This window comes from Bacillus sp. FSL H8-0547 (genome assembly GCA_038002745.1).
Classification (GTDB): Bacteria; Bacillota; Bacilli; order Bacillales; family Bacillaceae; genus Bacillus_P.
The window spans coordinates 2909869-2936599 of the sequence record JBBODD010000001.1 but is presented as its reverse complement, the minus strand read 5'-3'; the positions used below and the strand labels follow the sequence as shown (position 1 = coordinate 2936599).

At 45.3% G+C, this 26731-nt stretch carries 26 protein-coding genes and 2 other annotated features; of the genes, 3 read left to right on the top strand and 23 right to left on the bottom strand.

What is annotated here, in order from left to right:
- Positions 1-35: 35 nt before the first annotated feature.
- From MHB63_14435 to zapA, 9 genes are all read right to left on the bottom strand, one after another.
- On the bottom strand, positions 36-809 hold the full coding sequence (locus MHB63_14435; protein ID MEK3807717.1) for an electron transfer flavoprotein subunit beta/FixA family protein: 774 nt from the start codon (positions 807-809) through the stop codon (positions 36-38).
- Positions 810-881: 72 nt separating this feature from the next.
- Positions 882-1655, bottom strand: a complete 774-nt coding sequence (locus MHB63_14430) for an enoyl-CoA hydratase (protein ID MEK3807716.1) — start codon at positions 1653-1655, stop codon at positions 882-884.
- 42 nt (positions 1656-1697) lie between these two features.
- A complete protein-coding gene (locus tag MHB63_14425; protein MEK3807715.1) occupies positions 1698-2282 on the bottom strand; it encodes a TetR/AcrR family transcriptional regulator in 585 nt (194 codons plus the stop codon).
- Positions 2283-2567: 285 nt separating this feature from the next.
- Positions 2568-4256 (bottom strand): AMP-binding protein, encoded by a 1689-nt coding sequence (locus tag MHB63_14420; protein MEK3807714.1) that lies wholly within the window; start codon positions 4254-4256, stop codon positions 2568-2570.
- Between the two features lie 341 nt (positions 4257-4597).
- Positions 4598-5002 (bottom strand): DUF350 domain-containing protein, encoded by a 405-nt coding sequence (locus tag MHB63_14415; protein MEK3807713.1) that lies wholly within the window; start codon positions 5000-5002, stop codon positions 4598-4600.
- 17 nt (positions 5003-5019) lie between these two features.
- Positions 5020-7377 carry an endonuclease MutS2 gene (locus MHB63_14410; protein MEK3807712.1) on the bottom strand — a complete coding sequence of 786 codons (2358 nt, stop codon included), beginning with the start codon at positions 7375-7377 and terminating at the stop codon, positions 5020-5022.
- Positions 7378-7420: 43 nt separating this feature from the next.
- Positions 7421-9145: a DNA polymerase/3'-5' exonuclease PolX gene (gene polX, locus MHB63_14405; GenBank protein ID MEK3807711.1), complete on the bottom strand. Its 1725-nt coding sequence runs from the start codon at positions 9143-9145 to the stop codon at positions 7421-7423.
- Between the two features lie 115 nt (positions 9146-9260).
- Positions 9261-9803, bottom strand: coding sequence for a CvpA family protein (locus tag MHB63_14400; GenBank protein MEK3807710.1), 543 nt, complete (start codon positions 9801-9803; stop codon positions 9261-9263).
- An 8-nt stretch (positions 9804-9811) separates the two neighbouring features.
- Positions 9812-10084: a cell division protein ZapA gene (zapA, locus tag MHB63_14395; protein ID MEK3807709.1), complete on the bottom strand. Its 273-nt coding sequence runs from the start codon at positions 10082-10084 to the stop codon at positions 9812-9814.
- A 103-nt stretch (positions 10085-10187) separates the two neighbouring features.
- On the opposite strand from zapA, the gene rnhC reads away from it, so the two are divergent.
- Positions 10188-11126, top strand: a complete 939-nt coding sequence (gene rnhC, locus MHB63_14390) for a ribonuclease HIII (protein MEK3807708.1) — start codon at positions 10188-10190, stop codon at positions 11124-11126.
- 54 nt (positions 11127-11180) lie between these two features.
- Here rnhC and pheT read toward each other — a convergent pair whose 3' ends face one another.
- The 3 genes from pheT to MHB63_14375 form a co-directional block, all read right to left on the bottom strand.
- Positions 11181-13595, bottom strand: a complete 2415-nt coding sequence (gene pheT, locus MHB63_14385; protein ID MEK3807707.1) for a phenylalanine--tRNA ligase subunit beta — start codon at positions 13593-13595, stop codon at positions 11181-11183.
- Between the two features lie 14 nt (positions 13596-13609).
- On the bottom strand, positions 13610-14644 hold the full coding sequence (gene pheS, locus MHB63_14380) for a phenylalanine--tRNA ligase subunit alpha (protein MEK3807706.1): 1035 nt from the start codon (positions 14642-14644) through the stop codon (positions 13610-13612).
- 66 nt (positions 14645-14710) lie between these two features.
- Positions 14711-14954, bottom strand: a binding site (T-box leader).
- 60 nt (positions 14955-15014) lie between these two features.
- Positions 15015-15767: an RNA methyltransferase gene (locus MHB63_14375; protein MEK3807705.1), complete on the bottom strand. Its 753-nt coding sequence runs from the start codon at positions 15765-15767 to the stop codon at positions 15015-15017.
- Positions 15768-16124: 357 nt separating this feature from the next.
- Here MHB63_14375 and sspI point away from each other — a divergent pair, with 357 nt between their 5' ends.
- Positions 16125-16337, top strand: a complete 213-nt coding sequence (gene sspI, locus MHB63_14370; protein MEK3807704.1) for a small acid-soluble spore protein SspI — start codon at positions 16125-16127, stop codon at positions 16335-16337.
- A 150-nt stretch (positions 16338-16487) separates the two neighbouring features.
- Here the strand turns inward: sspI and MHB63_14365 are convergent, their stop codons facing one another.
- Positions 16488-17573 carry a M42 family metallopeptidase gene (locus MHB63_14365; GenBank protein MEK3807703.1) on the bottom strand — a complete coding sequence of 362 codons (1086 nt, stop codon included), beginning with the start codon at positions 17571-17573 and terminating at the stop codon, positions 16488-16490.
- A gap of 62 nt (positions 17574-17635) precedes the next feature.
- Positions 17636-18124 carry a dUTP diphosphatase gene (locus MHB63_14360; GenBank protein ID MEK3807702.1) on the bottom strand — a complete coding sequence of 163 codons (489 nt, stop codon included), beginning with the start codon at positions 18122-18124 and terminating at the stop codon, positions 17636-17638.
- Between the two features lie 128 nt (positions 18125-18252).
- Between MHB63_14360 and MHB63_14355 the strand changes: the two genes are divergently transcribed.
- On the top strand, positions 18253-18648 hold the full coding sequence (locus MHB63_14355) for a sigma-w pathway protein ysdB (protein ID MEK3807701.1): 396 nt from the start codon (positions 18253-18255) through the stop codon (positions 18646-18648).
- A 22-nt stretch (positions 18649-18670) separates the two neighbouring features.
- Here MHB63_14355 and MHB63_14350 read toward each other — a convergent pair whose 3' ends face one another.
- From MHB63_14350 to MHB63_14310, 9 genes are all read right to left on the bottom strand, one after another.
- The gene (locus MHB63_14350) at positions 18671-19255 is read right to left on the bottom strand and encodes a VTT domain-containing protein (protein MEK3807700.1); all 585 of its coding nucleotides are present in this window, start codon (positions 19253-19255) and stop codon (positions 18671-18673) included.
- 61 nt (positions 19256-19316) lie between these two features.
- Positions 19317-19586 carry a DUF1294 domain-containing protein gene (locus MHB63_14345; protein MEK3807699.1) on the bottom strand — a complete coding sequence of 90 codons (270 nt, stop codon included), beginning with the start codon at positions 19584-19586 and terminating at the stop codon, positions 19317-19319.
- Positions 19587-19651: 65 nt separating this feature from the next.
- Complete coding sequence (rplT, locus tag MHB63_14340; protein ID MEK3807698.1) at positions 19652-20011, bottom strand: 50S ribosomal protein L20; 360 nt, start codon at positions 20009-20011, stop codon at positions 19652-19654.
- 27 nt (positions 20012-20038) lie between these two features.
- Complete coding sequence (gene rpmI / locus MHB63_14335) at positions 20039-20239, bottom strand: 50S ribosomal protein L35 (GenBank protein ID MEK3807697.1); 201 nt, start codon at positions 20237-20239, stop codon at positions 20039-20041.
- 21 nt (positions 20240-20260) lie between these two features.
- Positions 20261-20779 (bottom strand): translation initiation factor IF-3, encoded by a 519-nt coding sequence (gene infC, locus MHB63_14330; protein ID MEK3807696.1) that lies wholly within the window; start codon positions 20777-20779, stop codon positions 20261-20263.
- A 49-nt stretch (positions 20780-20828) separates the two neighbouring features.
- Positions 20829-20958: a sequence feature (ribosomal protein L20 leader region), on the bottom strand.
- A 131-nt stretch (positions 20959-21089) separates the two neighbouring features.
- The gene (thrS, locus tag MHB63_14325; protein ID MEK3807695.1) at positions 21090-23018 is read right to left on the bottom strand and encodes a threonine--tRNA ligase; all 1929 of its coding nucleotides are present in this window, start codon (positions 23016-23018) and stop codon (positions 21090-21092) included.
- A 371-nt stretch (positions 23019-23389) separates the two neighbouring features.
- The gene (gene ytxC / locus MHB63_14320) at positions 23390-24214 is read right to left on the bottom strand and encodes a putative sporulation protein YtxC (protein ID MEK3807694.1); all 825 of its coding nucleotides are present in this window, start codon (positions 24212-24214) and stop codon (positions 23390-23392) included.
- A 116-nt stretch (positions 24215-24330) separates the two neighbouring features.
- The gene (dnaI, locus tag MHB63_14315; GenBank protein ID MEK3807693.1) at positions 24331-25266 is read right to left on the bottom strand and encodes a primosomal protein DnaI; all 936 of its coding nucleotides are present in this window, start codon (positions 25264-25266) and stop codon (positions 24331-24333) included.
- Positions 25267-25288: 22 nt separating this feature from the next.
- Positions 25289-26686, bottom strand: a complete 1398-nt coding sequence (locus MHB63_14310; protein ID MEK3807692.1) for a replication initiation and membrane attachment family protein — start codon at positions 26684-26686, stop codon at positions 25289-25291.
- Positions 26687-26731 lie beyond the last annotated feature (45 nt).

Here is a 26731-nt window from a genome sequence, read left to right as displayed (position 1 = left end):
TTTGATAGAAAGTAATTCCGTGCTGGTCCAGATTGTCAGATGACTTTCGCTTCGTTGCGAAGAAGTGATACCAGTTCTTTTACCTGGGCATCAAGCTCGCCCTGAAGTACTTTTCCTGCTTCTTTCTTTGGCGGCATGTAAATTTCGATTGTTTTCGTTTTCGGTTCAACGTCATCTTCCTCTAGATCCAGATCATCCAGTTCCAGCTCTTCAAGCGGCTTTTTCTTTGCTTTCATGATTCCAGGCAAAGAAGGGTAGCGTGGCTCGTTCAGTCCCTGCTGTGCTGTCACTAGCAAAGGAAGAGCTGTTTCGATTACTTCTGAATCACCTTCTACATCGCGGACAACGGTAGCCTGATTTCCATTGATTTCAAGCTTTGTAATTGTCGTAACATAAGGAATATCAAGGAGTTCTGCTAGACGAGGACCTACCTGGCCTGAACCGCCGTCAATCGCAACGTTTCCGCCGAGAATCAAATCTGCTTCCTTGTCTTTGAAATATTCAGCAAGGATTTTTGACGTTGTAAACTGATCTCCGTCTTCAAGATCATCTTCCGTATTAATAAGAACAGCCTTGTCACACCCCATGGCAAGAGCTGTGCGCAATTCCTTCTCAGCCTCTTCGCCGCCGATTGTCACAACTGTTACTTCTCCGCTGTTTGCATCGCGGATCTGAATCGCTTCTTCAATCGCATATTCATCGTAAGGATTAATAATGAACTCGGCGCCGTCTTCATTGATTTTGCCGTTTTGAAGCGTTATTTTTTCTTCCGTATCAAACGTTTTTTTCATGATTACATAAATATTCATGTCCATCCCCCTATTTACGTTAAGCATTTAAATTGTATAGAAAAAACGTATGTAACGTTTAATCAGTGACGTTTATTCGCCCTTGAACTGCGGCTGTCTTTTCTCAAGAAAAGCACTTATGCCTTCTTTGGCGTCCGCACTTTCAAAAACGGTGCCGAAATATCCGGCTTCCTTCTTTACTCTTTCATGGTAAGGAAGAGTTTTAGAAGCGTTGATCAGATCAATGGCTGCCGCAACGGCTATCGGACTTTTCGCTGCAAATTTCTTTGCAAGCTTCATTGTCTCTTCAGCGAGAGAGTCTTCAGGGAAAGCATGGTTTGCAAGTCCAAATGACACCGCTTCCGTTCCTGAGATCGGTTCGCTCGTCAGCAGCATTTCAAGCGCTTTCGCTTCTCCTACATATTTAGGCAGGCGCTGCGACCCTGCAAATCCCGGAATCAGGCCGAGCTGCAGTTCAGGAAGTCCAAGCTTGGCGTTTTCAGTGACAAGCCTTACGTGGCAGCTCATTGCGAGTTCGAGACCGCCGCCGAGGGCAGCTCCATGAATGGAAGCGATGACCGGCTTTGGAAAAGTCTCAATTCGTTCAAAAAGCTCTTGGCCGTTTGCGGCAAGCCCTGAAAATTCTTCGCCGTTTTTCACTGCCGTAAATTCCTTAATGTCAGCTCCTGCCGAGAAGAAACGTCCTTCTCCGTGAATGACAATAACTCGTACTTCTTTGTTTGATTCAAATCCATCCATCAGTGATGAAAGCTCTTTCAAAACATAGGACGATAATGCGTTTGCGGGAGGTTGGTGTATGGTTACGTCCGCAACATAATCTTCTACTTTGACTTTTAAATAACTCACAGCGCAGGCCTCCTTTTGTGCATGTTGGCGCAGAGGGTGACGCTACACCCTGCCGCAGCCGTTGATTAAGAGTTTGTGAACATTTCCTGCAAGTGCAGGGAGGTCAAACTTCAGGTCGTTCATAACCCAGGTTGTGACTGTTTCGTCAATTGTTCCGAAAATCATCTGCCTTGCAAGTCTTGCATCGAGATCCTCGCTGAATTCAGAGGTATCTTTGCCAGTCTGAATAATGGAGTCAAGGATATTCAGGTAGCCTTTGAGTATCTCGTTGATTCTCAGGCGAAGCTCCTTATTGGACTGCCTGAGTTCAAGCTGGGTCACAACAGCCAGGTGATGGTCTTCTGCCAATAGAGAAAAATGCTTTTCTATCAACATATATAATTTCTCCGCAGCCGTGTCTTTTCCTGCTATTTCTTGTTGAATTTTTTCGATGAACACGCCCATCTTTTCCTGAAAGAGGGAGATAAGGATATCTTCTTTGTTTTTAAAATACAGATAGATTGTGCCATCAGCTACTCCAGCCTGCTTGGCAATCTTTGATACCTGTGCATGATGGTAGCCGTTTTCGGCAATCACGATGACAGCTGCATCAATGATCTGGAGGTATTTTGGTCGTTTTTGCTTCAATGTTCATTCTTCCTTTCAAATTATGAATGAATCATCATTCATAATTTCATCATAAAATGACAAAGCTCTTCTGTCAAGAAAAAGATGCAACCCGGTAAAAGCTTTTAGAAGTGTTTCTCCATCATAGCGTGAAAAGACCCCCGCAGCAACTCGGGGGGCCGTTTCAAGTTATTCTTGCTTGTTGCAATGTACCCGTTCCCTTTCGCTCCAGGATTACTGCGGGGAGTGACTGGAGCCTTCCACTGCAGTACACTGGAATCTTAATGCTTAATAAGTAATGATGAATCAATTCGCATTTTTCAGCTTTTCTTTTTCCTCTTCAACAAGAGAGCGCCTCAAAATCTTTCCGACAGCTGTCTTTGGAAGCTCCTGACGGAATTCATAGATCCTTGGAATTTTATAAGCTGCCATATGTTTGCGGGCAAATTCGTCAAATTCCTGCTCGGTTGCCTCTTCTCCCTCTTTCAGGACGATGTAGGCTTTGACCGTCTCCCCTCTGTACGGGTCAGGTATGCCTGCGACGACCACTTCCTGCACTTTTTCATGCTCGTAAAGCACTTCTTCAATCTCGCGCGGATAGATATTAAATCCACCGGCAATAATCATATCTTTCTTTCTGTCGACAATATAAAAATAGCCTTCCTCATCCATATAGCCGATATCACCTGTAAGCAGCCAGCCATCCTTGATCACAGCAGCCGTCTCTTCAGGTTTTTTCCAATATCCCTTCATGATCTGAGGACCTCTGACAGCAATTTCTCCGAGCTCGTTAAATGCGGCCGGTTTTCCGGTTTCAAATGAGAGGATCACAGAATCTGTACTTGGCCACGGCACTCCGATGCTTCCTTTTTTTCGGTGCGACCAGAGGAAGTTGGAATGTGTAACGGGAGATGCTTCTGAAAGACCGTATCCCTCTACAAGTTTCCCTCCGGTTTCCCGTTCAAATTGCTCCTGAACTTCAACCGGAAGCGGAGCGGATCCGCTTATGCAGGACTCAACGGAAGAAAGGTCATATTTTTTAAGATCGGGATGATTCAACAGGGCGATATAAATAGTCGGAGCGCCCGGAAACAGGGTTGGCTTCAGCTTGTCGATTGCTTTCAGCGTATCCGTCGCATCAAACTTCGGCAGCAGAATCATCTTATATCCCTGCATGATGGACAGGTTCATGACAGCAGTCATTCCGTAAACGTGAAAAAATGGCAGGATGCCGAGAACAGATTCTTCGCCGCGCCTGCACTGATACATCCAGGATGTGCACATGGACGTATTGGCCACCAGATTTTCGTGCGTCAGCATAACACCTTTTGGAAAACCTGTTGTGCCGCCTGTGTACTGAAGAAGAGCCACGTCCTCTTTTGCATTCACTTCAAATGCATCTACTTCTGTATTCTCTCTTTTCATAATTTCTTTAAATTGGTGTGTATGTCCGCCATGCTCAATTTTGACGACAATCTGGTTCTGTTTTTTTTGCACGAGCGGATAGAGCAGATTTTTAGGAAATGGAAGATAATCTTTGATGCTTGTTGCGATGATGTGTTCAAGCCCTGTTAACGCTTTCATTTTTGAGACCCTTGGATAGAGAAGGTCGAGCGTAATGATATATTTGGCGTCAGAGTCATTCAGCTGATATTCAAGCTCTCTTTCCATATACAGCGGATTTGTCTGAACAACAATTCCTCCGGCAAAAAGGACGCCGTAGTAGGCAATGACTGCCTGAGGGCAGTTCGGGAGCATAATCGAAACGCGCTCATCTTTTTTCAGTCCCAGCTCCTGAAGGTAGGCTGCAAGTTTCAAAGACTGTTCGCGGACTTCCCTGAACGTAAGCTCCTTTCCTAAGAAGTGAATGGCGGTTTTTGCCGGAAATTCATCTGCTGCTTTTGTAAGATAGGCTTGTAGAGGCAGGTTGTCAAACTCTGTGTAGTGGGGTATTTCGTCAGGATATAGATGAAGCCATGGTTTTTGCACTTCCATTTTCATTCCTCCCTTTGCTGCCATTATGACTTTTGGCTTATATAGAAAGTATACCAAAGATATATTCAGAATATAGAATATTTTTTATTAATTTAACTATATGAAAAAAACCCGGATTCATGTTATGAAATCCGGGTTCTCTTCTGGGACTGGTTGTTTTGGCGCGCTTTTGTACGCATGGCCAATATCAGAAGTTTGCAGCCGCTCCCTTCCTCTGCAGTCCGCTAATATTCGATTTCACAAATTTAAGCAAAAAAGACCAAAAAGATAATTCCAACTGCGATGAAAAGGCCGCATACGGCAAGAAGTACTTTTGCTAATGTTTCCACTGTTTTCTCCCCTTATATCCCTGCGCCGATCACGTAGGACAATCCGATGGAAATGACCATTGAGATAAAGCCCACAGCACGGTTGTCCTTTTGGATTTCATCATCGATTCTGAATTTCGGCGTTAAAAATTCATAGATAAAATACCCAAGAAGCAGCAGGACGAATCCAAACATCCCCCAGCCGATCATTTCAAACAGCGAATCATGCTGCCCGATGGAAAAGCGGAAGACGTTTGCTATTCCGAAGATTTTTCCTCCTGTTGTCATCGCAACCGCCAGATTCCCTTTTTGAATTTCATCCCAGTTGTTGTACTTTGTCACAATTTCAAATATCGCCAAAAAGACAACAATGCATAAGATGACCACGCTGTAATACGCAGCTGTTTGAACGAATTCATTCTCCCAAAATTGATTCATCGAAGATCTCCTAATGTCTATTTTAATTCAACAATCGTTACACCCGTTCCGCCTTCTCCTGCTTCTCCGTAGCGCGCGCTTTTCACGTTCCTGTGTTTTTTCAGGTATTCCTGTACTCCGGTGCGAAGGGCTCCGGTACCTTTTCCGTGGATAATGGAAATCCGCGGGTAGCCTGCAAGAACAGCATCATCCATATACTTCTCCACCCTCATGAGGGCATTTTCATAGCGCTCTCCCCTTAGGTCAAGCTCAAGTGATACGTGATAATCCTTACCCTTAACCACAGCAAGCGGCTTTGTTTCAACCGGTTTTGGCCTGCTGATGTACTGAAGGTCCTTTTCATTCACTTTCATTTTCAGGATACCGATCTGAACCTGCCATTCGCCCTCTCCTACTTTGGAGAGAAGATGGCCTTTTTGATTAAAGCTGATGACCTTGACTTCGTCGCCTTCTTCAAACCGGTGTTTCTGAGGGGCGGTTTTCACAGGTTTTTTGCTCTTTTCAAATTCCGGAACAGCTTCCTCCAGGCGTTTTTTTGCATCGATCAGCTCATGCTCTTTAATGCCCGTACGATGTTCTTTCTGCATTCTTCTCAGCTCGCGGATAATCGATTCTGCTTCCGCTTGTGCAGCTTCCACTTTTTCAGCTGCTTTTTTTTCTGCTTTTTCAAACAGTTTATCACGTTCTTCATTAAATTCGAGTATTTGTTTTTGCAGTTCAGCATGCAGATCCTCTGCATCTTTTCTCAGCTGCTCTGCCTCTGTAAGCTCAAAGTCCGAACGTTTTTTGCTCTCTTCAAGCGAGGCAATCATAGAATCAACTTCATTGCTGTCTTCGCTCATATGGGATTTCGCCCGCTCAATCACTGAATTCATGAGTCCGAGGCGCTTTGAGATTTCAAATGCGTTGCTTCGTCCCGGCACACCAATCAGCAGCTTGTACGTCGGGCTCAGTGTTTCCACATTAAACTCGACACTTGCGTTCACGACGCCTTCGCGGTTGTATCCATAAGCTTTCAGCTCAGGATAATGGGTCGTTGCGATGACCCTTGCCCCCCTGTGATGAACTTCATCCAGGATGGAAATCGCAAGTGCTGCGCCTTCCTGCGGATCTGTTCCTGCACCAAGCTCATCAAACAGCACGAGACTTTCAGAATCAACCCGTTTTAAAATATCCACAATGTTGACCATGTGGGAAGAAAACGTACTCAAGCTCTGTTCAATCGACTGCTCGTCCCCGATATCGGCATACACATTTTCAAAAACAGCCATCTCTGAACCGTCAAGCGCAGGAATCTGAAGCCCTGACTGAGCCATCAGCGTAAACAGGCCGACGGTTTTAAGCGTGACGGTTTTTCCCCCTGTGTTTGGTCCTGTAATAACAATCGTGGAAAAGTCTGTCCCGAGCTCAATATCGTTTGGGACTACTTCGTCAGGATTTAAAAGAGGATGGCGCGCTTTGAACAATTTGATTCTTCCGCTGCCGTTCATTTCCGGCTTGGATGCTTTGATTTTTTGGGCATAGCCAGCTTTTGTAAACATAAAGTCCATTTCGCTTAAAGCTTCAACATTGACAAGAAGCGCTTCAGATTCTTCCGCGACTTTAAGAGAAAGATCTGTTAAGATCCGGTCAATTTCTATTTTTTCTTTCATCCGCGCCTGCTGCAGCGTGTTGTTCAGATCAACAATGACCTGAGGCTCAATGAAAAGCGTAGCTCCTGATGATGACTGGTCATGGACAATTCCGCCGTAAGCGGAGCGGTATTCCTGCTTGACCGGAATTACATACCGCTCGTTCCGGATTGTTATGATCGCATCAGAAAGCATCTTTTGGGCAGATGACGACCTGATCATCGATTCAAGTTTCTCTCTTATCCGGGATTCAGTTGTTCTAAGGGAGGTTCGGATCGACCGCAGTGTGTCGCTTGCACCGTCAAGCACCTCTCCGTTATCTCCAATGCAGTGCGAAATTTCCTGTTCGAGTTCCTGCAGAGGTTCAATTTGGGCAGCAAACCCGTCAAGATGAGGCAGTTCAATTCCGCTTTCAATCATATCCTCAATAAACCGCTTCATCTGTTTGCCGGCATAGAGGGTCCCCGAAATCTCTGTCAGTTCATGGGGATTCAGCATACCGCCGATTTGAGCGCGCTTAATGCTGCTGCGGATATCGGTCAGCCCGCCAAGCGGAACATTCCCTTTAAGCCTCAGCACTTTAGCTGCTTCATCGGTTTGCTCCTGCCAGGTTTTCACTTCTTCTACATTTGTAGAAGGAACCAGCTTTTCTGCTTTTTCTTTCGCCAAAGATGACGACGCATGCTTCACAAGCTGTTCCTTCACTTTATGAAATTCCAATACGTTCAACACTCGCTGCTGCACGTTATACAGCCTCCTTGCTGTCTTTTAGACCTTTTGTCCGCGTTTATCTGCTTCCTTCTTTTTTTAAAAAGGATTGAAGCTCGTCCAGGTCCCATGTATTTATCACATTTTCAGCTTTCACCCAGCCTTTAATGGCTGTTGAAACGCCTGTTTTCATATCTTCAAGCATGTCCAGGTTATGGGCATCCGTATTAATGGCAACCTTGACTCCGGCCTCATGCGCTTTTCTGATGTGTTCTGCACTCAGATCCAGTCTGTTCGGGTTGGCATTCAGCTCAAGAACCGTATCCGTCTCTTTTGCAAGCTGAATCAGCATTTCAACATCAGGTTCATATCCGCTGCGTTTGCCGATCAGTCTCCCGGTAGGATGTGCAATCATATGGACACGGTGGTGGTCCAGCGCCGTTTTCAGCCGTTTCATAATCACATCCTGGGGCTGAGAAAAACTTGAATGGATGGAAGCAATCACAAAATCCATGCCATCCAGCACATCGTCGCTGTAATCAAGCGTTCCGTCAGGCAGAATATCCATCTCTACACCTGCAAGAATCTTAAAATCATCGTACTGCTCATTCAGCTTATCAATTTCCTCCCGCTGTGCTTTTAACCGTTCGGGAGTCAGGCCGTTTGCAACCTTCAAATACTGGGAATGGTCTGTAATGGCCATATATTGATAGCCCCGGAGCCTGCACGCTTCCGCCATTTCACTGATGGTAAACGCACCATCGCTCCATGTGGAGTGCATATGGAGATCTCCTTTAATATCCTGGAGTGAAATCAGCTTTGTATCTTTGCGGTATTTTTCAACCTCTGTTCCGTCTTCCCTGATCTCAGGCGGGAAGTGAGGCAAATCAAAGTGTGCGTAAAACTCTTCTTCCGTTGAAAACGTCTTGATTTCACCTGTTTCAGTATTTTCAACCCCGTACTCGCTGATCTTTTCTCCGCGCTCTTTTGCAAGCTGGCGCATTTTCACATTGTGATCTTTTGATCCCGTGAAATGATGCAGCGTTGAGGCAAATTCCTTCAATGTAACTAAACGGAAATCGACGCCAATTTCATATTCATATAAAAGCTCGACAGATACCTTCGTATCTCCGCTTGCAATGACGGAAGAAATGTTCGGCATCTTCAGGAGTTGCTCTCTGACAAACTGCGGATGATCTGTCGCGATGATAAAGTCCAGATCTTTTACTGTTTCTCTCATGCGCCTTAAACTTCCGGCCCTGCTGTATTTCAGAATTTCCCCGCACGACTCAAGGTATGTCTCAATTTCATCTGCGATTGGCAGGACAAAAGAAAGCGGAAGCCTTTCAGGACGGGAGCCCATTTCCTTGATGGCATCAAGGATTTTTTCTTCCGTCTTTTTGCCGAAGCCTGCCAGCGCCTGTACTTTTTCTTCTTCACATGCCTGTTTAAGAGATTCAGCGTCCGTTACGTCAAGCTCCTTATAAAGCTTCGCTATTTTCTTTCCGCCGAGTCCAGGCAGCTTTAACAGCGGGATAAGCCCTTGAGGCACCTCTTCCTGCAGCTGCTTCAGCGTTTCTGATTCTCCGGCTTCCATATATTCTTTAATGACAGCAGCCGTCCCTTTTCCGATGCCTGCAATCTTTGTAAAATCATCAATCGCAGAAAGACTGCGATCATCTGTTTCCAGGGCGTTTGCCGCTTTTCTGAATGCTGCGGTTTTAAACGGATTTTCTCCTTTAAGCTCCATATGAACGGCAATAAGCTCAAGCAGTTTAATGACATCTTTTTTATGTATAGTCAACGTTTTTCACCTCATGTACGTGATCAGATCATCTAGTTAGAATGATACAAATAATTGGAGCAAATGTACAATCGTCCACTTGCGCCAAAAAAACTTCTCCTGATTGGAGGAGAAGTTATTTTGGTGCATATTGAATCCACAGTTCCTGAACTTTATCTGAAAAATATGGTGTATGATGGACAATCACTTTGGCAATTCCCGAATTCCCCATCGCCGACTGTACTTCAGGAATGGGCAGAAGACCTCCGATAAAAAGGAGAATGAATAAAATCAAATAGACTTCTAGAAAACCAAGAATGGCACCGGCCCATTTATTCAGCTGCTTTAATACAGGAAAGTATGTAACAAAATCAAGCATAGATCCGACAATCTGAAGCACAATCTTTGTTCCGATGAACAAGATGACAAATGCAACAGCGCGGTAGTAGGCATTCTCAAGGTTTCCGCCTGTAAAGAACGAAATGCTGGAGCTGCTTTCCCCAAAGCTCGGGTATGGCACCCACAGTTCAAGCTTCGGCGCCAGAACCCCGAAGTATTTATAGGCTACAATATAGGCGATAATGAATCCTGCAAGGTGAATGAACTGAAGGATGAATCCCCGTTTCAGTCCGACGAGCAGACCCATTATTAAGATAATTAAAAGGGCAATATCAAGCATTAACTGCGTCAATCCTTTTCTGTAATTTGTCTCTCCAGTTTTTCAAATTCATCTCTTAATTTCAGGTAGTCATGAACGACATTGACCGCCGTCAGAACGGCAAGTTTATTTATATCAAGGTTAGGACTTTTACTGCTGATTTCCCGCATTTTATCATCAACAATAGAAGCCACCAGACGCACATGGCTTGTGCTCTCTGTGCCTACTATTGAAAATTGCTGTCCATATATATCAACTGTCGTTTTCTTTTTTGAGTGGTTATCCAACGAAAAATCCTCCATTCTTGAGAATCCTAATCTTTATCATAACATGATATTTAGTATAATGGAAAGATAATGCCAATCAATCCCGTACCCACTACTACTATAGAAGAGGTGTCTTCTCTTGTCCAATACCGTTATAAAAATTGATCAGCAGACCATGCTGAAAATGAAAACCTATTATTCTTCCGGACTCGGATCAAAGCTTCCTCCGGGTGCCGTTTTTACGGCAAAAGCAAATGGCTGCTCCATCACTGCCTACAAATCAGGGAAAGTTCTTTTCCAGGGAAATCTCGCAGCAGAAGAGGCTTCCAAATGGTCCGAACCCGAGAAAAAGGCTACTAAGAAACCTTCGCAGCAAAAGACCGTTTTCAGTCCGCCGCCAAATATTTCATCTCTTTCGATCATCGGTTCAGATGAAGTAGGCACGGGTGACTTTTTCGGCCCTATTACGGTCGTTGCCGCCTATGTAAAAAAAGAGCAGATCCCGCTCCTTCAAGAGCTTGGAGTAAAGGACTCAAAACATTTGAATGACACTCAGATCATAAGCATTGCGAAGGACCTTCTTAAAGTCATTCCATACTCTCTGCTGATCCTGCACAATGAAAAATACAACCAGCTCCAAAGCACAGGAATGTCCCAGGGAAAAATGAAAGCCATTTTGCATAACCAGGCGATAAACAAACTCTATGACAAAATCGCGCCGGAAGAACCTGAAGGCATATTGATTGATCAATTTGCAGAGCCTTCTCTGTATTTCAAGCATTTATCTGGAAAATCCTTCAAAAGAGAAAAAACATTTTTCAGCACAAAGGCAGAAGGAATCCACCTGGCTGTAGCGGCCGCCTCAATTCTTGCACGCTATGCCTTTTTAAAGGAAATGGACCGCCTGTCAGAAAAAGCAGGAGTTACCCTTCCAAAAGGAGCAGGAGCTAAAGTAGACGAGGCTGCAGCAGCCATCATCCTAAAAAAAGGCAGCCCGGCACTGAAAGAACTGACGAAGTTTCATTTTGCCAATACCGATAAGGCTGAAAAAATCGCCGCAAAAAAAAGAAAAAGATAAAAAAGAGCAGCCGGACCTTAATGGTCAGCTGCTCTTTTCCTGTTGTCTCTGCGATTAACCTCTCAGCACGGCGGAAAATTTTTCCTCGACCGTACGGAGTACTTTTTCATGCGCTTTTGTTACTTCTTCGTCTGTAAGCGTACGCTCAGGGTCGAAATAGCGCAGTGAGAAGGCCAGTGATTTTTTATTTTCATCAAGCTTATCGCCTTCGTATAAATCAAAAATGGAAACGTCCTTCAGAAGCTTTCCTCCTGCCTCTGAAATAGCGCTATGCAGATCGCCCGCTACAACGTCTTTATCAACAACAAGGGCAATGTCCCTCGTCATAGACGGAAAGCGAGGAATAACAGAGAATGTTAGTGGTTCTGCTTCTGTTTGAAGAAGCTCCTGAAGAGCAAGTTCAAACACATATGTCTCAGTCAGGTCCATTTGCTTTTGAAGCTTCGGATGCACCTGTCCGATAAATCCTGCAGAAACGCCGTTAAGAAGAATTTCTGCCGTACGCCCCGGGTGAAGTCCGTCGCGTTTTGTCTGCTGATAAGTGATGTGTTCGTTTAATCCTAAACGATCGAACAGGCCGTCAAGAATTCCCTTTACCACATAGAAGTCGACCTGTTTTTTCTCAGCCTGCCACTGGTTCAGGTGCCACAGCCCTGTTACAGCTCCGCTTAACCGTTCTTTTTCCAGAGGCTGTTCACCTGGTCCGTTTGAAATGAACACAGAGCTCATTTCATAAAGAGCTGCCTGGTCATTTTGACGGGCAAGATTGTATTTCAGCGTCTCAAGCAAGTGAGGGATTAAGCTCAGGCGAAGAACGCTGCGCTCTTCACTCATCGGCATGGACAGGCGTGTCAGATCAGATGCTTCAAGCGCAAACAGGGAAGCTTTGTCTTCGCTCGTCAGCGAGTATGTGATCGCCTGATGCAAGCCGGCTCCTTCTAAGAAGCGGCGGGCCATCCGGCGTTTTTGCTGATAATCCGTCAATTTGCCCGGTGCGGATGCGCTGACAGGGAAAGTAGACGGAATGTTGTCATAGCCGTACAGTCTTGCAACTTCTTCAATCAGGTCTTCCTCGATTGTAATATCTCCGCGTCTTGTAGGCACAGTTACCGTGAAGGCCCCGTTATCCTCCTGCACTTCAAATCCAAGACGTGTAAAGATGGACTGCATCTCCGAACCTGAAATGTTCATGCCGAGCACACGGTTAATTTTATCTATGTGAACGGTCACGACCGCAGGTTCAGCTTCAAGATAATTCACCTCAGCCGATCCCGAAAGAACTTCTCCCCCCGCAAGCTCCACCATCAGCTGGGCAGCGCGTTCTGCTGCAGCACGAACTCGGTTCGGATCGACGCCTTTTTCAAAGCGCGCACTTGCTTCACTTCTTAATCCGTGATCTTTGGACGATTTTCTTACAGTCTGGCCGTTGAAGTACGCAGATTCAAGAAGAACAGCCGTTGTATCGGAATGAACTTCCGAATTCTCTCCGCCCATTACACCCGCGAGTGCAACCGGCACAGTTCCGTTAGTAATGACAAGGTGCTCCGGAGTAAGCGTGCGTTTTTGTCCATCAAGTGTCACGATTTCTTCGCCGTCTTTTGCCATGCGGACAAGAATTTCTTTTGAGCCTAAACGGTCATAGTCAAAGGCATGAAGCGGCTGTCCGTACTCGAGGAGTACGTAGTTCGTGATATCCACCACATTGTTGTACGGACGGATGCCTGCAGCCATCAGTCTTGTCTGCAGCCAGAGCGGAGACGGGGCAATCTTCACATTGCGAATCACTTTTGCCACATACAGCGGATTCTCTTCTTTTGCTTCAACGGAGACAGTAATGCTCTCAGATGCCTTCTCTGAACCTTCATCATGCGTCAAGTCAGGGTACGTTACGCTTCGGCCCAAAATAGCCGCTACTTCATGCGCGACGCCAAGCATGCTCAGGCAGTCTGAGCGGTTAGGGGTAAGACCAAGCTCAAGAATCTGGTCATCACGCCCAAGTTCTGCAAGAGCATCTTTTCCAGGCTCAGCATCGTTTGGAAAGACAAAGATGCCTTCCGAATACTCTTTTGCAACGGTTTTTGATTCAAAGCCCAGTTCCTGAAGAGAACAGATCATTCCGTTTGACTCTTCGCCGCGAAGCTTTGCTTTTTTGATTTTAAAGTTACCCGGAAGTACCGCGCCTACTGTGGCTACTGCTACTTTTTGCCCTTTATCGACATTTGCAGCTCCGCAAATGATTTGAACAGGGTTCTCGCCGCCTGTATCGACCAGACATTTGTTGAGCTTATCTGCATTCGGGTGCTGCTCTTTTTCAAGCACATGCCCGACGACTACACCGCTCATCCCTTCATTTAAAACCTCTACACCCTCTACTTCAATTCCGCTTCGGGTGATTTTCTCTGCCAGTTCTTCTGCCGGGATTCCGCTGAGATCCACGTAATCCTGCAGCCATTTATAGGAAACAAACATTTGGAACCCTCCTTTTATGCTCTTTTAAATTGTTTCAGAAAACGCATGTCGTTCGTGTAAAAATGACGGATGTCATCGATGCCGTATTTCAGCATGGCAATTCGCTCCGGTCCCATGCCAAAAGCAAATCCGCTGTATTTCTTTGAATCAAACCCTGCCATCTCAAGCACATTCGGATGAACCATTCCTGCACCGAGAATTTCAATCCAGCCAGTCTTTTTGCAAACACTGCAGCCTTTGCCGCCGCACACGAAGCATGAAACATCGACTTCAACTGAAGGCTCTGTAAACGGGAAAAAGCTTGGGCGCAGACGGATTTCGCGCTCTTCGCCGAACATCTTTTTGGCAAAAGCCTCAAGTGTTCCTTTCAAATCGCTCATGCTGATGTTCTCGTCAATGACAAGTCCCTCAATTTGCGTGAATTGATGTGAATGTGTCGCATCATCATTATCGCGGCGGTATACTTTGCCCGGACAAATGATTTTCACTGGTCCCTGACCTTTGTATTTCTGCATCGTTCTTGCCTGAACAGGTGACGTATGAGTACGAAGCAGCGTTTCTTCCGTTATGTAGAAAGAATCCTGCATATCACGAGCCGGGTGTCCTTTTGGAAGATTCAGCGCTTCAAAGTTGAAATAATCCGTCTCTACCTCAGGGCCTTCTTCGACGGAATAGCCCATGTTAAGGAAAAGGTCCTCAATTTCCTCAATGACAGACGTAATCGGATGATGATTGCCCGTGCGTACAGGACGTCCCGGAAGTGTCACATCGATCGTTTCAGCTGCAAGCTTCTCTTCAACTGCCGCTTCCTCAAGTCCTTCCTGTTTAGCCGAAATGCTTGTGGCAATGCTCTCGCGCACCTCGTTTGCCAAAGCTCCCATTAGCGGGCGCTCTTCTGCAGAAAGTTTGCCCATCCCGCGAAGAACTTCTGTAATTGGCCCTTTTTTACCCAAATATGATACGCGGATCTCATTCAGGCTCTTTAAATCATTTGCTGCCTGAATTTTTTCAAGCGCTTCAAGCTGAAGCTGTTTTAATTGCTCCTGCATCATTTTTTCCTCCTTTTATTTCAGATGATTCCTGATTTTTTTTGAACAAAATAAAAAACCCGTCCAAAAAGGGACGAGTTGACAGTCGCGGTACCACCCTTGTTAACAGCAAAAAAACATGCTGTTCACTTCGTTCATAAATAACGGATAGGATCCGGAGCACCTTTACACCCGGGATTTTTCCGGATGGTCCTGGTGTCAGCTAAAGAGGTGAATTCATCTGCTGCTGTCAAAAAAATGCTCACAGTCACCGGCATTTTCTCCCTGATTGACGCTTTCGCAGACTACTCTTCTCTGTCAAAGCTGTTCATGGTATGTAACTGTCTTTTATTATAATGAATTCATGATGGCGATGCAACCACGCTTTTGCCTATTTCACAAGGTGATACATCAGGATCCCGGCAGCAACTCCCGCGTTTAAGGATTCAGCTTTTCCAAGGATCGGGATGTACAGGTTCTGGTCGGTAAGGGACAGCCATTCCTCCCTTACCCCGCTGCCTTCATTGCCGATAAGCAGGGCAAATTGTCCGGAGGTTTCTGCTTTTCTGTAATCGGATCCGTTCTGCAGGGAGGTTCCGTAAATGGACACTTCATTCTGCTTCAGTTCTGAAATGGCTTCATCCATTTTTTTTCTTACAACCGGTATATGGAAAATGGAGCCCTGTGAGGAGCGCACTGCTTTTGAGTTATACGGATCAACTGTCCCATCTCCGAGAATGACGCCGTCAAGACCTGCTGCATCGGCAGTCCGGATAATGGTTCCAAGGTTCCCCGGATCCTGAAGCGCATCAATCAGAATGACTTTTTTCCATGTGCTTATGCTTCCGCTGTCCTTCTGGATGCAAACGGCCGCAGCACCCTGGGGAGTTTCTGTTTCGGAAATGGCTTTCATGATTTCTTTTGTTACGTAAATGATGGACAGATTGTCTAGATCCCAGTGTTTTGGGATGGCTGTTTCTTCTGACAGGATCAGTTCTTTTATATCTGATTTATTTTTGATGGCTTCCTCCACGAGATGCATGCCTTCTATTAAAAATGTGCCTGATGCATCACGTTCTTTTTTTGTGTGAAGTTTGCGCCATTGTTTGACTTTTTGATTTTGTACGGATTCAATTCGCTTCAATTGTCCTGCTCCTTTTGCTGTCGGGTTTTCCTGCCCATCTATTTTCATTTGTTATTATCAGAAGCTATAGAAAAACTTCTGCACCTCTACCCGTTTCCTTGCGCTCCAGTCACTTGCTTTCCGCGGGGAGTGCCTGAAGCTTCCTCGCTGCGCTTGCGGGATCTTCCGTGCCCTCTTCATCCCGCAGGAGTCAAGTGCCTTCCGCTTCAGTCCACTGGAGTGTAACGTACCTATGTAAAATCAGCTGCCAATTCTACATTATAGGCTTTTCTTATTATTTTAACGGAAGATACATAAAATAAGCAAAGTGATGCACGATAAACAGAGATCAACTATTTTAAAAATGGAGTGAGTCAGATGGATTTAAATTTACGAAATGCCATTATCTCAAATGTTTCGGGCAATGACCAGGGGCAGCTTGAGGATACGATTGTCGATGCGATCCAAAACGGAGAAGAAAAAATGCTTCCGGGACTTGGCGTTCTGTTTGAAGTGATCTGGCAGAATTCAAGTGAAGATGAAAAGAATGAAATGCTTACGATTCTTGAAGAAGGCTTAAAAAAGAAATAAATGCCGGGCGCCTGCCCGGCATTTTTTATGGGATCCAGCTCCAGCGCCCAGATCCTCCGTCAGAACGGCTCAGGCAAAAAAGTTAAACCCGGATTTTTCTGCGTGACCCTTTTCTGCCTGTCTGATCTGAACAAGGCGCTTACGCTTTTCTTAGTCAAAAGTTATAGCTTTAACTGTTTCTTCATCCAGACGCTTAATAACCTCTGTAATCAGCTTAACCGCATTTTCGTAATCGTCGCGGTGAAGCATGGCTGCATGGGAATGGATGTATCTTGTCGCAATGGTGATGGAAAGTGCAGGCACACCGTTTGCTGTCATATGGATTGCACCTGAGTCTGTTCCTCCGCCTGCGATTGCATCGAACTGATATGGAATGTTCATTTCATCGGCAACGCCTGTAACGAAGTCGCGAAGCCCTTTATGAGAAACCATTGATGCATCATAAAGAATGATTTGAGGCCCTTCCCCCATTTTGCTTGAAGCTTCTTTGTCAGAGATTCCAGGAGTATCGCCTGCAATCCCGACATCCACTCCAAATCCGATGTCCGGCTGGATGGCATGAGCAGAAGTGCGCGCTCCGCGGAGTCCTACTTCTTCCTGAATCGTCCCTACCCCGTAGACAACGTTTGGATGATCCGCATCTTTCAGTCCTTTTAGAACGTCAATGGCAATGGCACAGCCGATGCGGTTATCCCACGCTTTGGCAAGAAGCATTTTCTCATTGTTCATCACGGTAAATTCAAAATAAGGAACAGCCTGATCTCCCGGACGAACGCCGAATTCCATTGCTTCCTCGCGGCTAGATGCGCCGATATCAATAAACATATCTTTAATGTCCACCGTTTTTTTCCTTGCTTCAGGAGGCAGGATGTGCGGCGGCTTAGAGCCGATCACACCTGTTACATCCCCTTTATTCGTCACGATGGTTACACGCTGTGCAAGCATCACCTGTGACCACCATCCGCCTACTGTCTGGAAGCGGAGAAACCCTTTATCATCAATTTGCGTGATCATAAAGCCTACTTCATCAAGGTGGCCCGCCACCATAATCTTCGGTCCGCCTTCTTTGCCGGTCTTTTTAGCAATCAGACTTCCAAGTCCGTCTGTTGTTACCTCATCGGCATAGGCTGATATGTAGTTTTTCATAACCTCTCTCGGTTCGCGTTCATTTCCTGGAATTCCCTTTGCATCTGTCAGGTCCTTCAGCATCTGAAGTGTTTCGTCTAATTTTGTCATCCCTTTACCCCTCTCGTTTATTATCTACTATTATACTAAACGCTGGAAAGTAATACAAAATGTTAATAACCCTGTTTCTGGCGGTCATGGTTGACTTCATTCTTTTTCATATAGGCATCTTCAATCTGGGCTCCTGAAAATCCAAGGGCCTGTCCAAGGTGCATATATTTGCTGAACAGCTGGATAAATTGTTCATCCGCACAGTTCTTTTCAAACTGGGCAATTGCGTTAAAAACATCGGCAAAATGAGCAGTGAGCGACTTTTCTTCCGTATCCGGCTGAATCTCGATTCCACTCGTTTTTCCGATCTCAATTCCAAGAGACAAAATAAAATGGACGCCGTCCACATACTCTTCAAGAATGACATCTGTTTCTGCCGGCGGTTTCAGGCTCCAGAATTTGAAGCATCTCGTTTCATTCGCAAGTTCCCCCACTTCCACATACAGGGCAAGAATCTTCTTGTGAATAAGGGATTCCTTCTCTAGGCCATGCTGTTTTTCTATTTTGCTGTCAAGGGTATGCTGCATCTCAAACAATTTTGTTAAATTCACGATTTCACTCTCCTCTAAGAGCCAATTTTATCACTGCAGGAACCATGCTTCAAAAATTTTTCATGAAATATGAAACCTTCCGCCGCACTTATACGTATTGTAACAAAATATGTCTTGGAGGCACTGCTATGATTGTTATTTTTCTACGGCTGCTCCTGTTCGCACTCGTCATTTTCATCCTTTATTCTTTAGCAAAATACGTGCTGAATCCTAAACGCAAGCTAGAGCTTGCACAAGAACAGAACCGGTTTTATCTGCTCGATGACCCTGGCAATGTCCGCAAGAATTTTCTCCTGACATATAAAGGCGTCCGGTTTGAAGGCGAAAAATATCTCGGCACGACCGAGCAGGCGTTTGAAGTCGTCTCCATTTTCATCTGGACCGACACACCGAGCAAGCTTCAGGGACTTTCTTTCTCAGATTTCCAATTTATTGAAGATAAAGTGAAAGAAAACTATCCGCATGCAGCCGTTGACTGGAAGAGTCCAGTCAGAGAATTTCTCTCAAAAGCACAAAAGCCGTGACCTTGTTGATCACGGCTTTTGGCTATTTCAGAAAAAATTCGTTCCATTTAATAATGCTTCTTCGTTCTCTGAGCAAATAGACAAATACAATAAGCGTGCAGAGGATCAGAATGGTCGCAATGAGCGACAGTCTGCCAAAGTAAGTGCCAAACGAAGTAAAACAGAAGGCCGCAGGAATATGCGTCCAGAAGGAAAGCTTTGCATATTCTTTAAACGAGCCGGATCTGTCCAGAATGCAGAGGGATAAGAGCGAAAAATTCACGAACGGAATCATCCGAAGCACGGTAATCTGCCCAACCGAAAGACGCGTATAATTCCCCAGCCATTTTTTCTTAAGCCCTGAAAAGCGGTCTAAGAAGGATGGAAACTGTTTCGACAGCGTATAAAAAGTGATGCTCGCAACAGTCAGCCCGATAATGGAATAAAACGTGCCGAATTCTGTTCCGAAAAGAATGCCCCCGACAATACAAATGGCCACAACAGGTATGAACAAAAACTGCCTCAAAATGTGCATGCCGATAAAAAACACAGGTGCCAGAAATCCCGCAGACTGGACGGTATTGACCACAGCCGAAGTAGCAAGATCGATTGTTCCCACCTCTTTCATGCAGTCCCTGATGATGCTGTGTGAGAATCGTTCCCTAAAGTGTATCGGATGGGAGGCTGTCTTATGACAGCTTATAGAGAAAATAGACAAACAAAACGAGATGGACAACCATCAATGCCGGAAGACCTGCCGCAAACGTTCGGTGCTTCGTTTTGTGGCGGTACGTATTCATCCCTACAGTAAGTCCCGCTGCACCCCCGATAAAGGCGACAAGCCAAAGAGTGTTCTCCTTGATTCTCCACTCACCGCGTTTCGCTTTTTTCTTATCCGCTCCCATTATGTAAAATCCGTACACATTCAAAATCAAATAGTACGCAATCAAGAGTGCCATATCATTCAACTCCATAATAAATGATAAAAAGACCATTCTCATACGGTGAGAATGGTCTTTTGGTATTAGCTGTTAAGTTTAGCTTTAGCAGCGTCTGCAAGTTGAGCGAAAGCTTTTGCATCAGTAACTGCAAGCTCAGCAAGCATTTTGCGGTTTACTTCGATGCCTGCAAGCTTTAAGCCATGCATTAAACGGCTGTAAGAAAGACCGTTCAAGCGTGCAGCAGCATTAATACGAGTGATCCAAAGCTGACGGAAGTCACGCTTTTTCTGACGGCGATCACGGTAAGCATACATTAATGATTTCATTACTTGCTGGTTAGCAACTTTGTATAATGTATGTTTTGAACCGAAATAACCTTTAGCTAATTTAAGAACTTTTTTACGTCTTTGACGTGAGACAGTACCGCCTTTTACTCTTGGCATGTCAATTCCCTCCTATGTGAAAACGAATTATTTAATGTTATCTAATAAATGACGGATGCGTTTGAAGTCGCCTTTGCTTACTAGCGTGCCTTTGCGAAGCTTGCGTTTTGCTTTCGTTGATTTGTTAGCAAATAAATGGCTAGTGTAAGCGTGTGAACGTTTTAATTTACCTGATCCAGTCTTTTTGAAACGCTTTGCAGCGCCGCGATGAGTTTTCATTTTTGGCATAAGGTATTCCTCCTCGTATCTTTACTTTTCAGCTTTAGGTGCAAGCACCAGGAACATACTGCGTCCATCCATTTTCGGATGAGACTCAATTGTACTTAAATCTTCACAAGCTTTAGAAAAACGGTCCAGAACACGCTGGCCAATTTCTTTATGAGTGATTGCACGTCCTTTAAAGCGGATGGAAGCTTTCACTTTATCTCCTTTTTCAAGGAACTTGCGTGCATTTTTAAGTTTTGTGTTAAAATCATGCTCATCAATCGTCGGGCTGAAGCGAACCTCTTTCATGCTGATGATCTTTTGATTTTTACGTGCTTCTTTGTCTTTCTTCTGCTGCTCAAAACGGAATTTTCCGTAGTCCATAATGCGACATACAGGAGGCTTCGCGTTTGCGGCAACTAACACTAAGTCAAGATTCGCTCTGGCAGCAATCTCAAGCGCCTCTTGGCGTGTTTTGATTCCAAGCTGGTCGCCGTTTGCACCAATCAGACGAACCTCACGAGCGCGGATTCCATCGTTTACCATCATGTCTTTGCTAATAATTAGCCACCTCCAAGGATTTTTAACTGAACAGACTCTGCTCGCACTTTTTTCAAATAAAAAAGTGCGGGCGCATAAAACACCCACACTACGATTTAGTATACTAAGTATAAAATGGTCGTAAACCTGCAGACTGCGCAATGCGTCAATCAGGTGAGAAGCGGGTGCTTCTGCTTGCTAGACAAACGTTCTATTCAATTACCATGCAAATTATATCACGGAAAAAATTCCTGTGTCAAGTCATGTTGGCTTTTATTGCAACAAAAAGAATTGTATCAAACATCTTCCGCATGTGCAATACTTTTTTACAGATTTATCTTTTAACTTCTTTCACGATGCCGTCAATAAATGCATCCAGGCTGATTGTTTCAGATTTCTGCTCGCCGTATTTACGGACATTCACAGCTGATTCAGCTGCTTCATTATCGCCCACTACAAGCATATAAGGTGTTTTCTGAATCTGCGCCTCGCGGATTTTATATCCGATTTTCTCATCGCGTGCATCAAGCTCGACGCGGAGACCTGCAGCCTGCAGCTTCTCCTGAACGCTTTTCGCGTAATCAAGATGAACAGAAGGCGAAACCGGGATCACCTGAACCTGAGTCGGAGCAAGCCAAGTCGGGAACGCCCCTTTGTACTCTTCAATCAGGAAGGCTACAAAACGTTCCATCGTTGAGACAACCCCGCGGTGAATAACAACCGGACGGTGCTGTTTGCCGTCTTCTCCTACATAGTTCAGATCAAAGCGCTCCGGCAATAAAAAGTCAAGCTGCACAGTAGATAGCGTTTCGTCTTTTCCAAGTGCTGTGCGGACCTGAACATCAAGCTTAGGACCATAGAACGCCGCTTCACCTTCTGCTTCAAAATAGTCATGACCAAGCTCGTCCATCGCAGATTTAAGCATACTCTGTGCTTTTTCCCACATCGCATCATCGTCAAAATATTTCTCTTTGTCTTCCGGATCGCGGTAGGAAAGACGGAAGGAATAGTCATTGATGCCAAAGTCTTTATAAACTTCTTCAACAAGTTTTACAACCCGGATAAATTCATCTTTGATTTGATCAGGACGGACAAAGATATGGGCGTCATTCAGCGTCATTGCGCGGACGCGCTGCAGTCCTGTAAGAGCTCCTGACATCTCATAGCGGTGCATCGTTCCAAGCTCTGCCACGCGGATCGGAAGTTCGCGGTAGCTGTGAATGTCATGCTTGTACACCATCATGTGATGCGGGCAGTTCATCGGACGAAGAACAAGGTCTTCATTGTCCATGTTCATTGCAGGGAACATGTCATCCTGATAATGATCCCAGTGGCCGGATGTTTTGTACAGCTCCACACTGCCAAGCACCGGTGTGTATACATGCTGGTATCCCAGACGCTCTTCTTTATCCACAATGTAGCGTTCTACGATGCGGCGGATTGTCGCGCCTTTTGGAAGCCAGATTGGAAGGCCCTGTCCTACTTTTTGAGACGTTGTAAAGAGGCTCAGTTCTTTGCCAAGCTTTCGGTGGTCGCGCTCCTTCGCTTCTTCAAGCAGGCGCAGATGCTCATCAAGGTCTGCTTTTTTAATGAAGGCCGTACCGTAAATGCGCTGCAGCATTTTATTGTTGCTGTCCCCGCGCCAGTATGCGCCGGCTACACTTAAAAGCTTAAATTCTTTCAGCTTTCCTGTTGAAGGAACATGCACCCCGCGGCAAAGGTCAAAGAAATCGCCCTGTTCATAGATCGTCACTTTTTCCCCTTCAGGAATGGCATCAAGCAGCTCAAGCTTCAGGTGATCGCCTATTTCTTCATATAACGCCTTTGCTTCTTCGCGTGTTACTTCTTTGCGGACGACCTCTATGTTTTCATTGATGATTTTCTTCATTTCTTTTTCAATCGCCGGCAGATCCTCAGCAGAAATCGACTCTTCCATATCGATATCATAGTAGAACCCGTTTTCAATAACCGGACCGATTCCAAGCTTTACATTTCCATATAATCGTTTAATGGCCTGGGCGAGTACGTGGGCAGAGCTGTGGCGGATGATTTCCAGCGCATCCGGGCTGTCGAGTGTGACAATTTCAATGCTTCCGTCCTGCTCAATCGGTGTTTTCAAATCAATCAGTTCACCGTTCAGTTTACCGGCAATGGATTTTTTTCTAAGACCCGGGCTGATGGAGGCTGCGATATCTTCAGTTGATGTGCCTGCCTGATATTCCTTTACAGCTCCGTCCGGAAAAGTAATGTTTACAATTGACATCCTAAAGTCACTCCTTGCATGTTTTCTTAAAAAATAAAAAACCCGTCCCTAAAATAAGGGACGAGTGATTATTCGCCGTGGTTCCACCCTTGTTTCCATTCACAATACGCGCGGTGAATGGCTCAAAAAAGATCTGTAACGGGATTTCCCGTCAGCACTTACTCAGGAAAAAGTCCTTTTCAAAGCTGAAGTTCAGAGGCGGTAAGCAGGTTATTCGTACTGGGAAGCTTTCAGCCGTGTCTTCCCTCTCTTTGAGCCGTGATAACTCACCCGTGTCCTCATCAAAACTTTTCTTCTATTCATAACGTATTATAAAAGCATTCCGGGAGGAAATCAAGCTGATTCCGCTTTTTCCCTTCCGAAAGCTGAATTTAAACGCCGGCCATCTTTCTCGGATAAATGCTTACCCGTTCAAGAAAGATATTCTGGATGGTCTGCACCATTCCAAAATCAGGTGAATCGGTATACAGATGGATCTTCCCTGGGGCTATAGAGACAAGGGGAGCCAAAAGGGAAGCATCGATATACATCGGATGCTGATGAACGAACGTCCTGTCAATATGCCCCGCTAAATCCTCTTTGCTGATTTCAGAAAAATGCTCATTGTAAACGGTCAATTCGTGTTCATGAACAATGTGAATAACCTCTGCCTTCGTTTCCCTGTTCATGGCATACTCTCTTAAACTATGAATAAACGTCTGATACTCCTGTTCAAGCTTATACTCTTCAATCGCAATCTCAATATATTTATATAAACGCTCCACATAGCTGTGAAGACGGAATTTTATAAAGGACGAAAGAGCAAATGCAAGATCAGGCTTAATAAAATCATGCAGCGCTTCATAAATCGGCGTTTCTCTCACGGGAAGCTGTTTGGCACCGGGAATTTCCGTCCGTTCACCTTCAATGATCGCCTCTGCAATATGTATGATTTGCTGCTGTTCTTCAGGCTCATGAAAATAAAAGCGGTCCCTGATGATCGAAAGCATAAGACGTGATTCGTTGTATTTAAGAATATAAGACGCAAGCGCCGGAATAAAAAGCGTTCTTGCCGCCGCATCAAAATCACTTGCCGAAACCCCGACTCCGTTTCCGTCAATTATGCACAATTCAACGTTCCGCTGATTTTGCTTAAGGACAAGCATTGTATAAAATCTCTCTGCTTCATCCGGAGAATTAAAAAATACTTTGATCAAGGTTGTCCCCCCTTTTAGCCAATACCTGATTCCATGTATATGGCCAGAGAAGAACAATTAGAATCACAAAACCAAAAAAAGCAGCACGCCGCAGGATTTGCGGTGTACTGCTTTTTCTATCTTTCGCGCCAGTTGCGGCCTTTCAGTTCGAACGGTTCTGCCAGATACTTGATTCGCTCCATAATTCTCGCTGATTTTACAGGCTCTTCTTCACCGCGCTGTGTAACGCTTAAATGCGATTGAAGGTCTTTCATGCTGAAATTGGAGGTGAAAAACGTTGGAAGGTTTTCAAGCATGCGGTATTGAAGGATTGATCCCAGAATATCATCACGCACCCAGCTTGACATCGCCTCGGCACCAATGTCATCAAGCATCAGCACCTTTACCTTTTTAACCGCCTCAACCTTCTCTTCCAGCGAATGATCATGCATGGAGCTTTTTAATTCCCTGAAAAATTCCGGCACGTACACAAGCATGGAAGGAATCTTTTTCTTTGCAAGTTCGTTTGCAATCGCTCCGAGAATATAGGTTTTGCCGATCCCGAACGGTCCGTACAAGTAAAGCCCTTTGCGGTACTTGCCCTCTTGATAGTCCCTGCTGAAGCTTAGGGCCATGTCCACAACCTTCAGCCTGCTTGCTTCCTTGAGATCAATGTCTTCAAGGGTTGCATTCAGAACGTCACGCGGAATAAACATGGACTTGATGAGCGACTGCTGTTTTTTCCGTTCATCATCCGCTTCTTTCGTCGGGCAGACCTCATACTTCAGGTCAATCGTTTTCCCCTGAAGGATCAGCTTCGGATGATAGCCTTCGACGAGATTTTTGCATTCCCTGAGACTTGGGCAGTCTGCGCAGCGCTTGCTTTGTCCAATGTATTCGTAGAGTTTAATCAGGCTTCTGTTAATCATTTCTTCATTCACTTCAGAACTGTTTTCATGCAGAAATTCCTGGATATCCGGATTTTGCATGATCTGAGCCTTCATGGCACCCAGCCTCTTCTGAAAATCTTCCCGGCCTGAAAGGCGCCCAAGAGATTTGTTGATGGATTCCATTTTTGTTCACCTCCGCCTGAAATTAATTTTGTTCCCTGTACTGTCTGAGCTTTTCTTCAAGCCGCTTCCGTTCAAGCTCCGTTTCTTCGTCATCCTGCTCTGCGGCTGGATCTGCACGTTCTTCGCTTTGCTGTAAATACTGTGGCAGCGTTTCTTTCCGGACAATTTTTCTGCCGGAAGATGTTTTCTTTGAAGCCCAGTCCTGATACTTTCTGTGCTCCTGCTTTGCAAGGTCCATCGCTTCCTTGACAGTTGACACCTGTTTCCGCGCCCAGTGGCTCGCGATTCGCTGAACATACGTCTTTGAGAGCTTCATGTCGGTTTTGAGCATGACATAGTAGATCAGGACGTTCACAACGCCCGGATGAAGCTTTTGTTTGAACATGACTTCTTCAACGATCTGCAGGTCTGCAGCAGATGGCTCTATGCCGTCTGCCAGGTCCTTTAAAAACTGCTTCGGCGAGATGCTCTCAAGCTGTCTGATCAGCGATTCTTCCTGTGACAGTTCAGCCTGAACCGCAGGCTTTGACCTGAGGTGGGAAGGCTGTACTTTTTCAGTAAGAGCAGGAAGTCTTTCTCCGTGCTCAAACTGATACCAGTCTCTTGCAGCCTTTCTCAGTTCATCTATTTGAATAGATTCATTCGCATCAATGGCGTTCATCACAACATTCTTCATCTCCATGGCTCCAATGCCGTAAAGATAAGAAAGTTTCTTGATCGTTTCTTTTACTTTCGGCGTAATGGATTTCCTTGGAATAACAGCTTCTGAAAGCCCGGCGTAAAACAGATCAAAATCAAAAACAGTGTCCGTCATATGGGGAGAGCTTCCCGTCTGAGAACCAAGTAAGTCCTTGCCTTCTTCAGGTATCATGGATTCCTGCATTTCTCCTGAAGCAAAAGAGTGCATTTCTGTTGGCTGCAGGGACTGAAACACCTCATTGAAAGGCTTTGTCACCTGCGTCAAGTTTTCCGGAAGGCTGCTGTCTGAAAAGTAGGCTTTCAGCTGACTGTATTTTGACTTTCCGATCCGGTTATACAGATAAATGTTCAATACCCCGTCCTGAAAAAATTCATCCGGCATGATGGGCGGCATCAGCTCATAAATGTAGAGTCTGGAATCTCCTTCTTCTTTCAGATAGGTTTTAAGCAGTCCTATGCCCTCAAGCTTAATCCGTTCTTCATAGATCTCCCTCAGGTTACTTTGCATAAGAGACATCAAGCCATGATGCGTCGTTTCTCTGCTCCATATCCGGTCCTGTTCAAGCTCTGACCAGAGTGTCATATAGAGGGCATAGCATTTTGCCCCAAGCAGAGGCTGATAGAGCAGCGTCAGAACTTTTCTGTCAAAATCCTGCAGCAGCCCGTTCATTTTAACGAGATACCTGTCTACCGGAAGTAATTGTTTCCAATGATTGTCCATAGCATTCCCTCTGTTTCATCGGCCGAAACAAGCAGCATGCCTGCG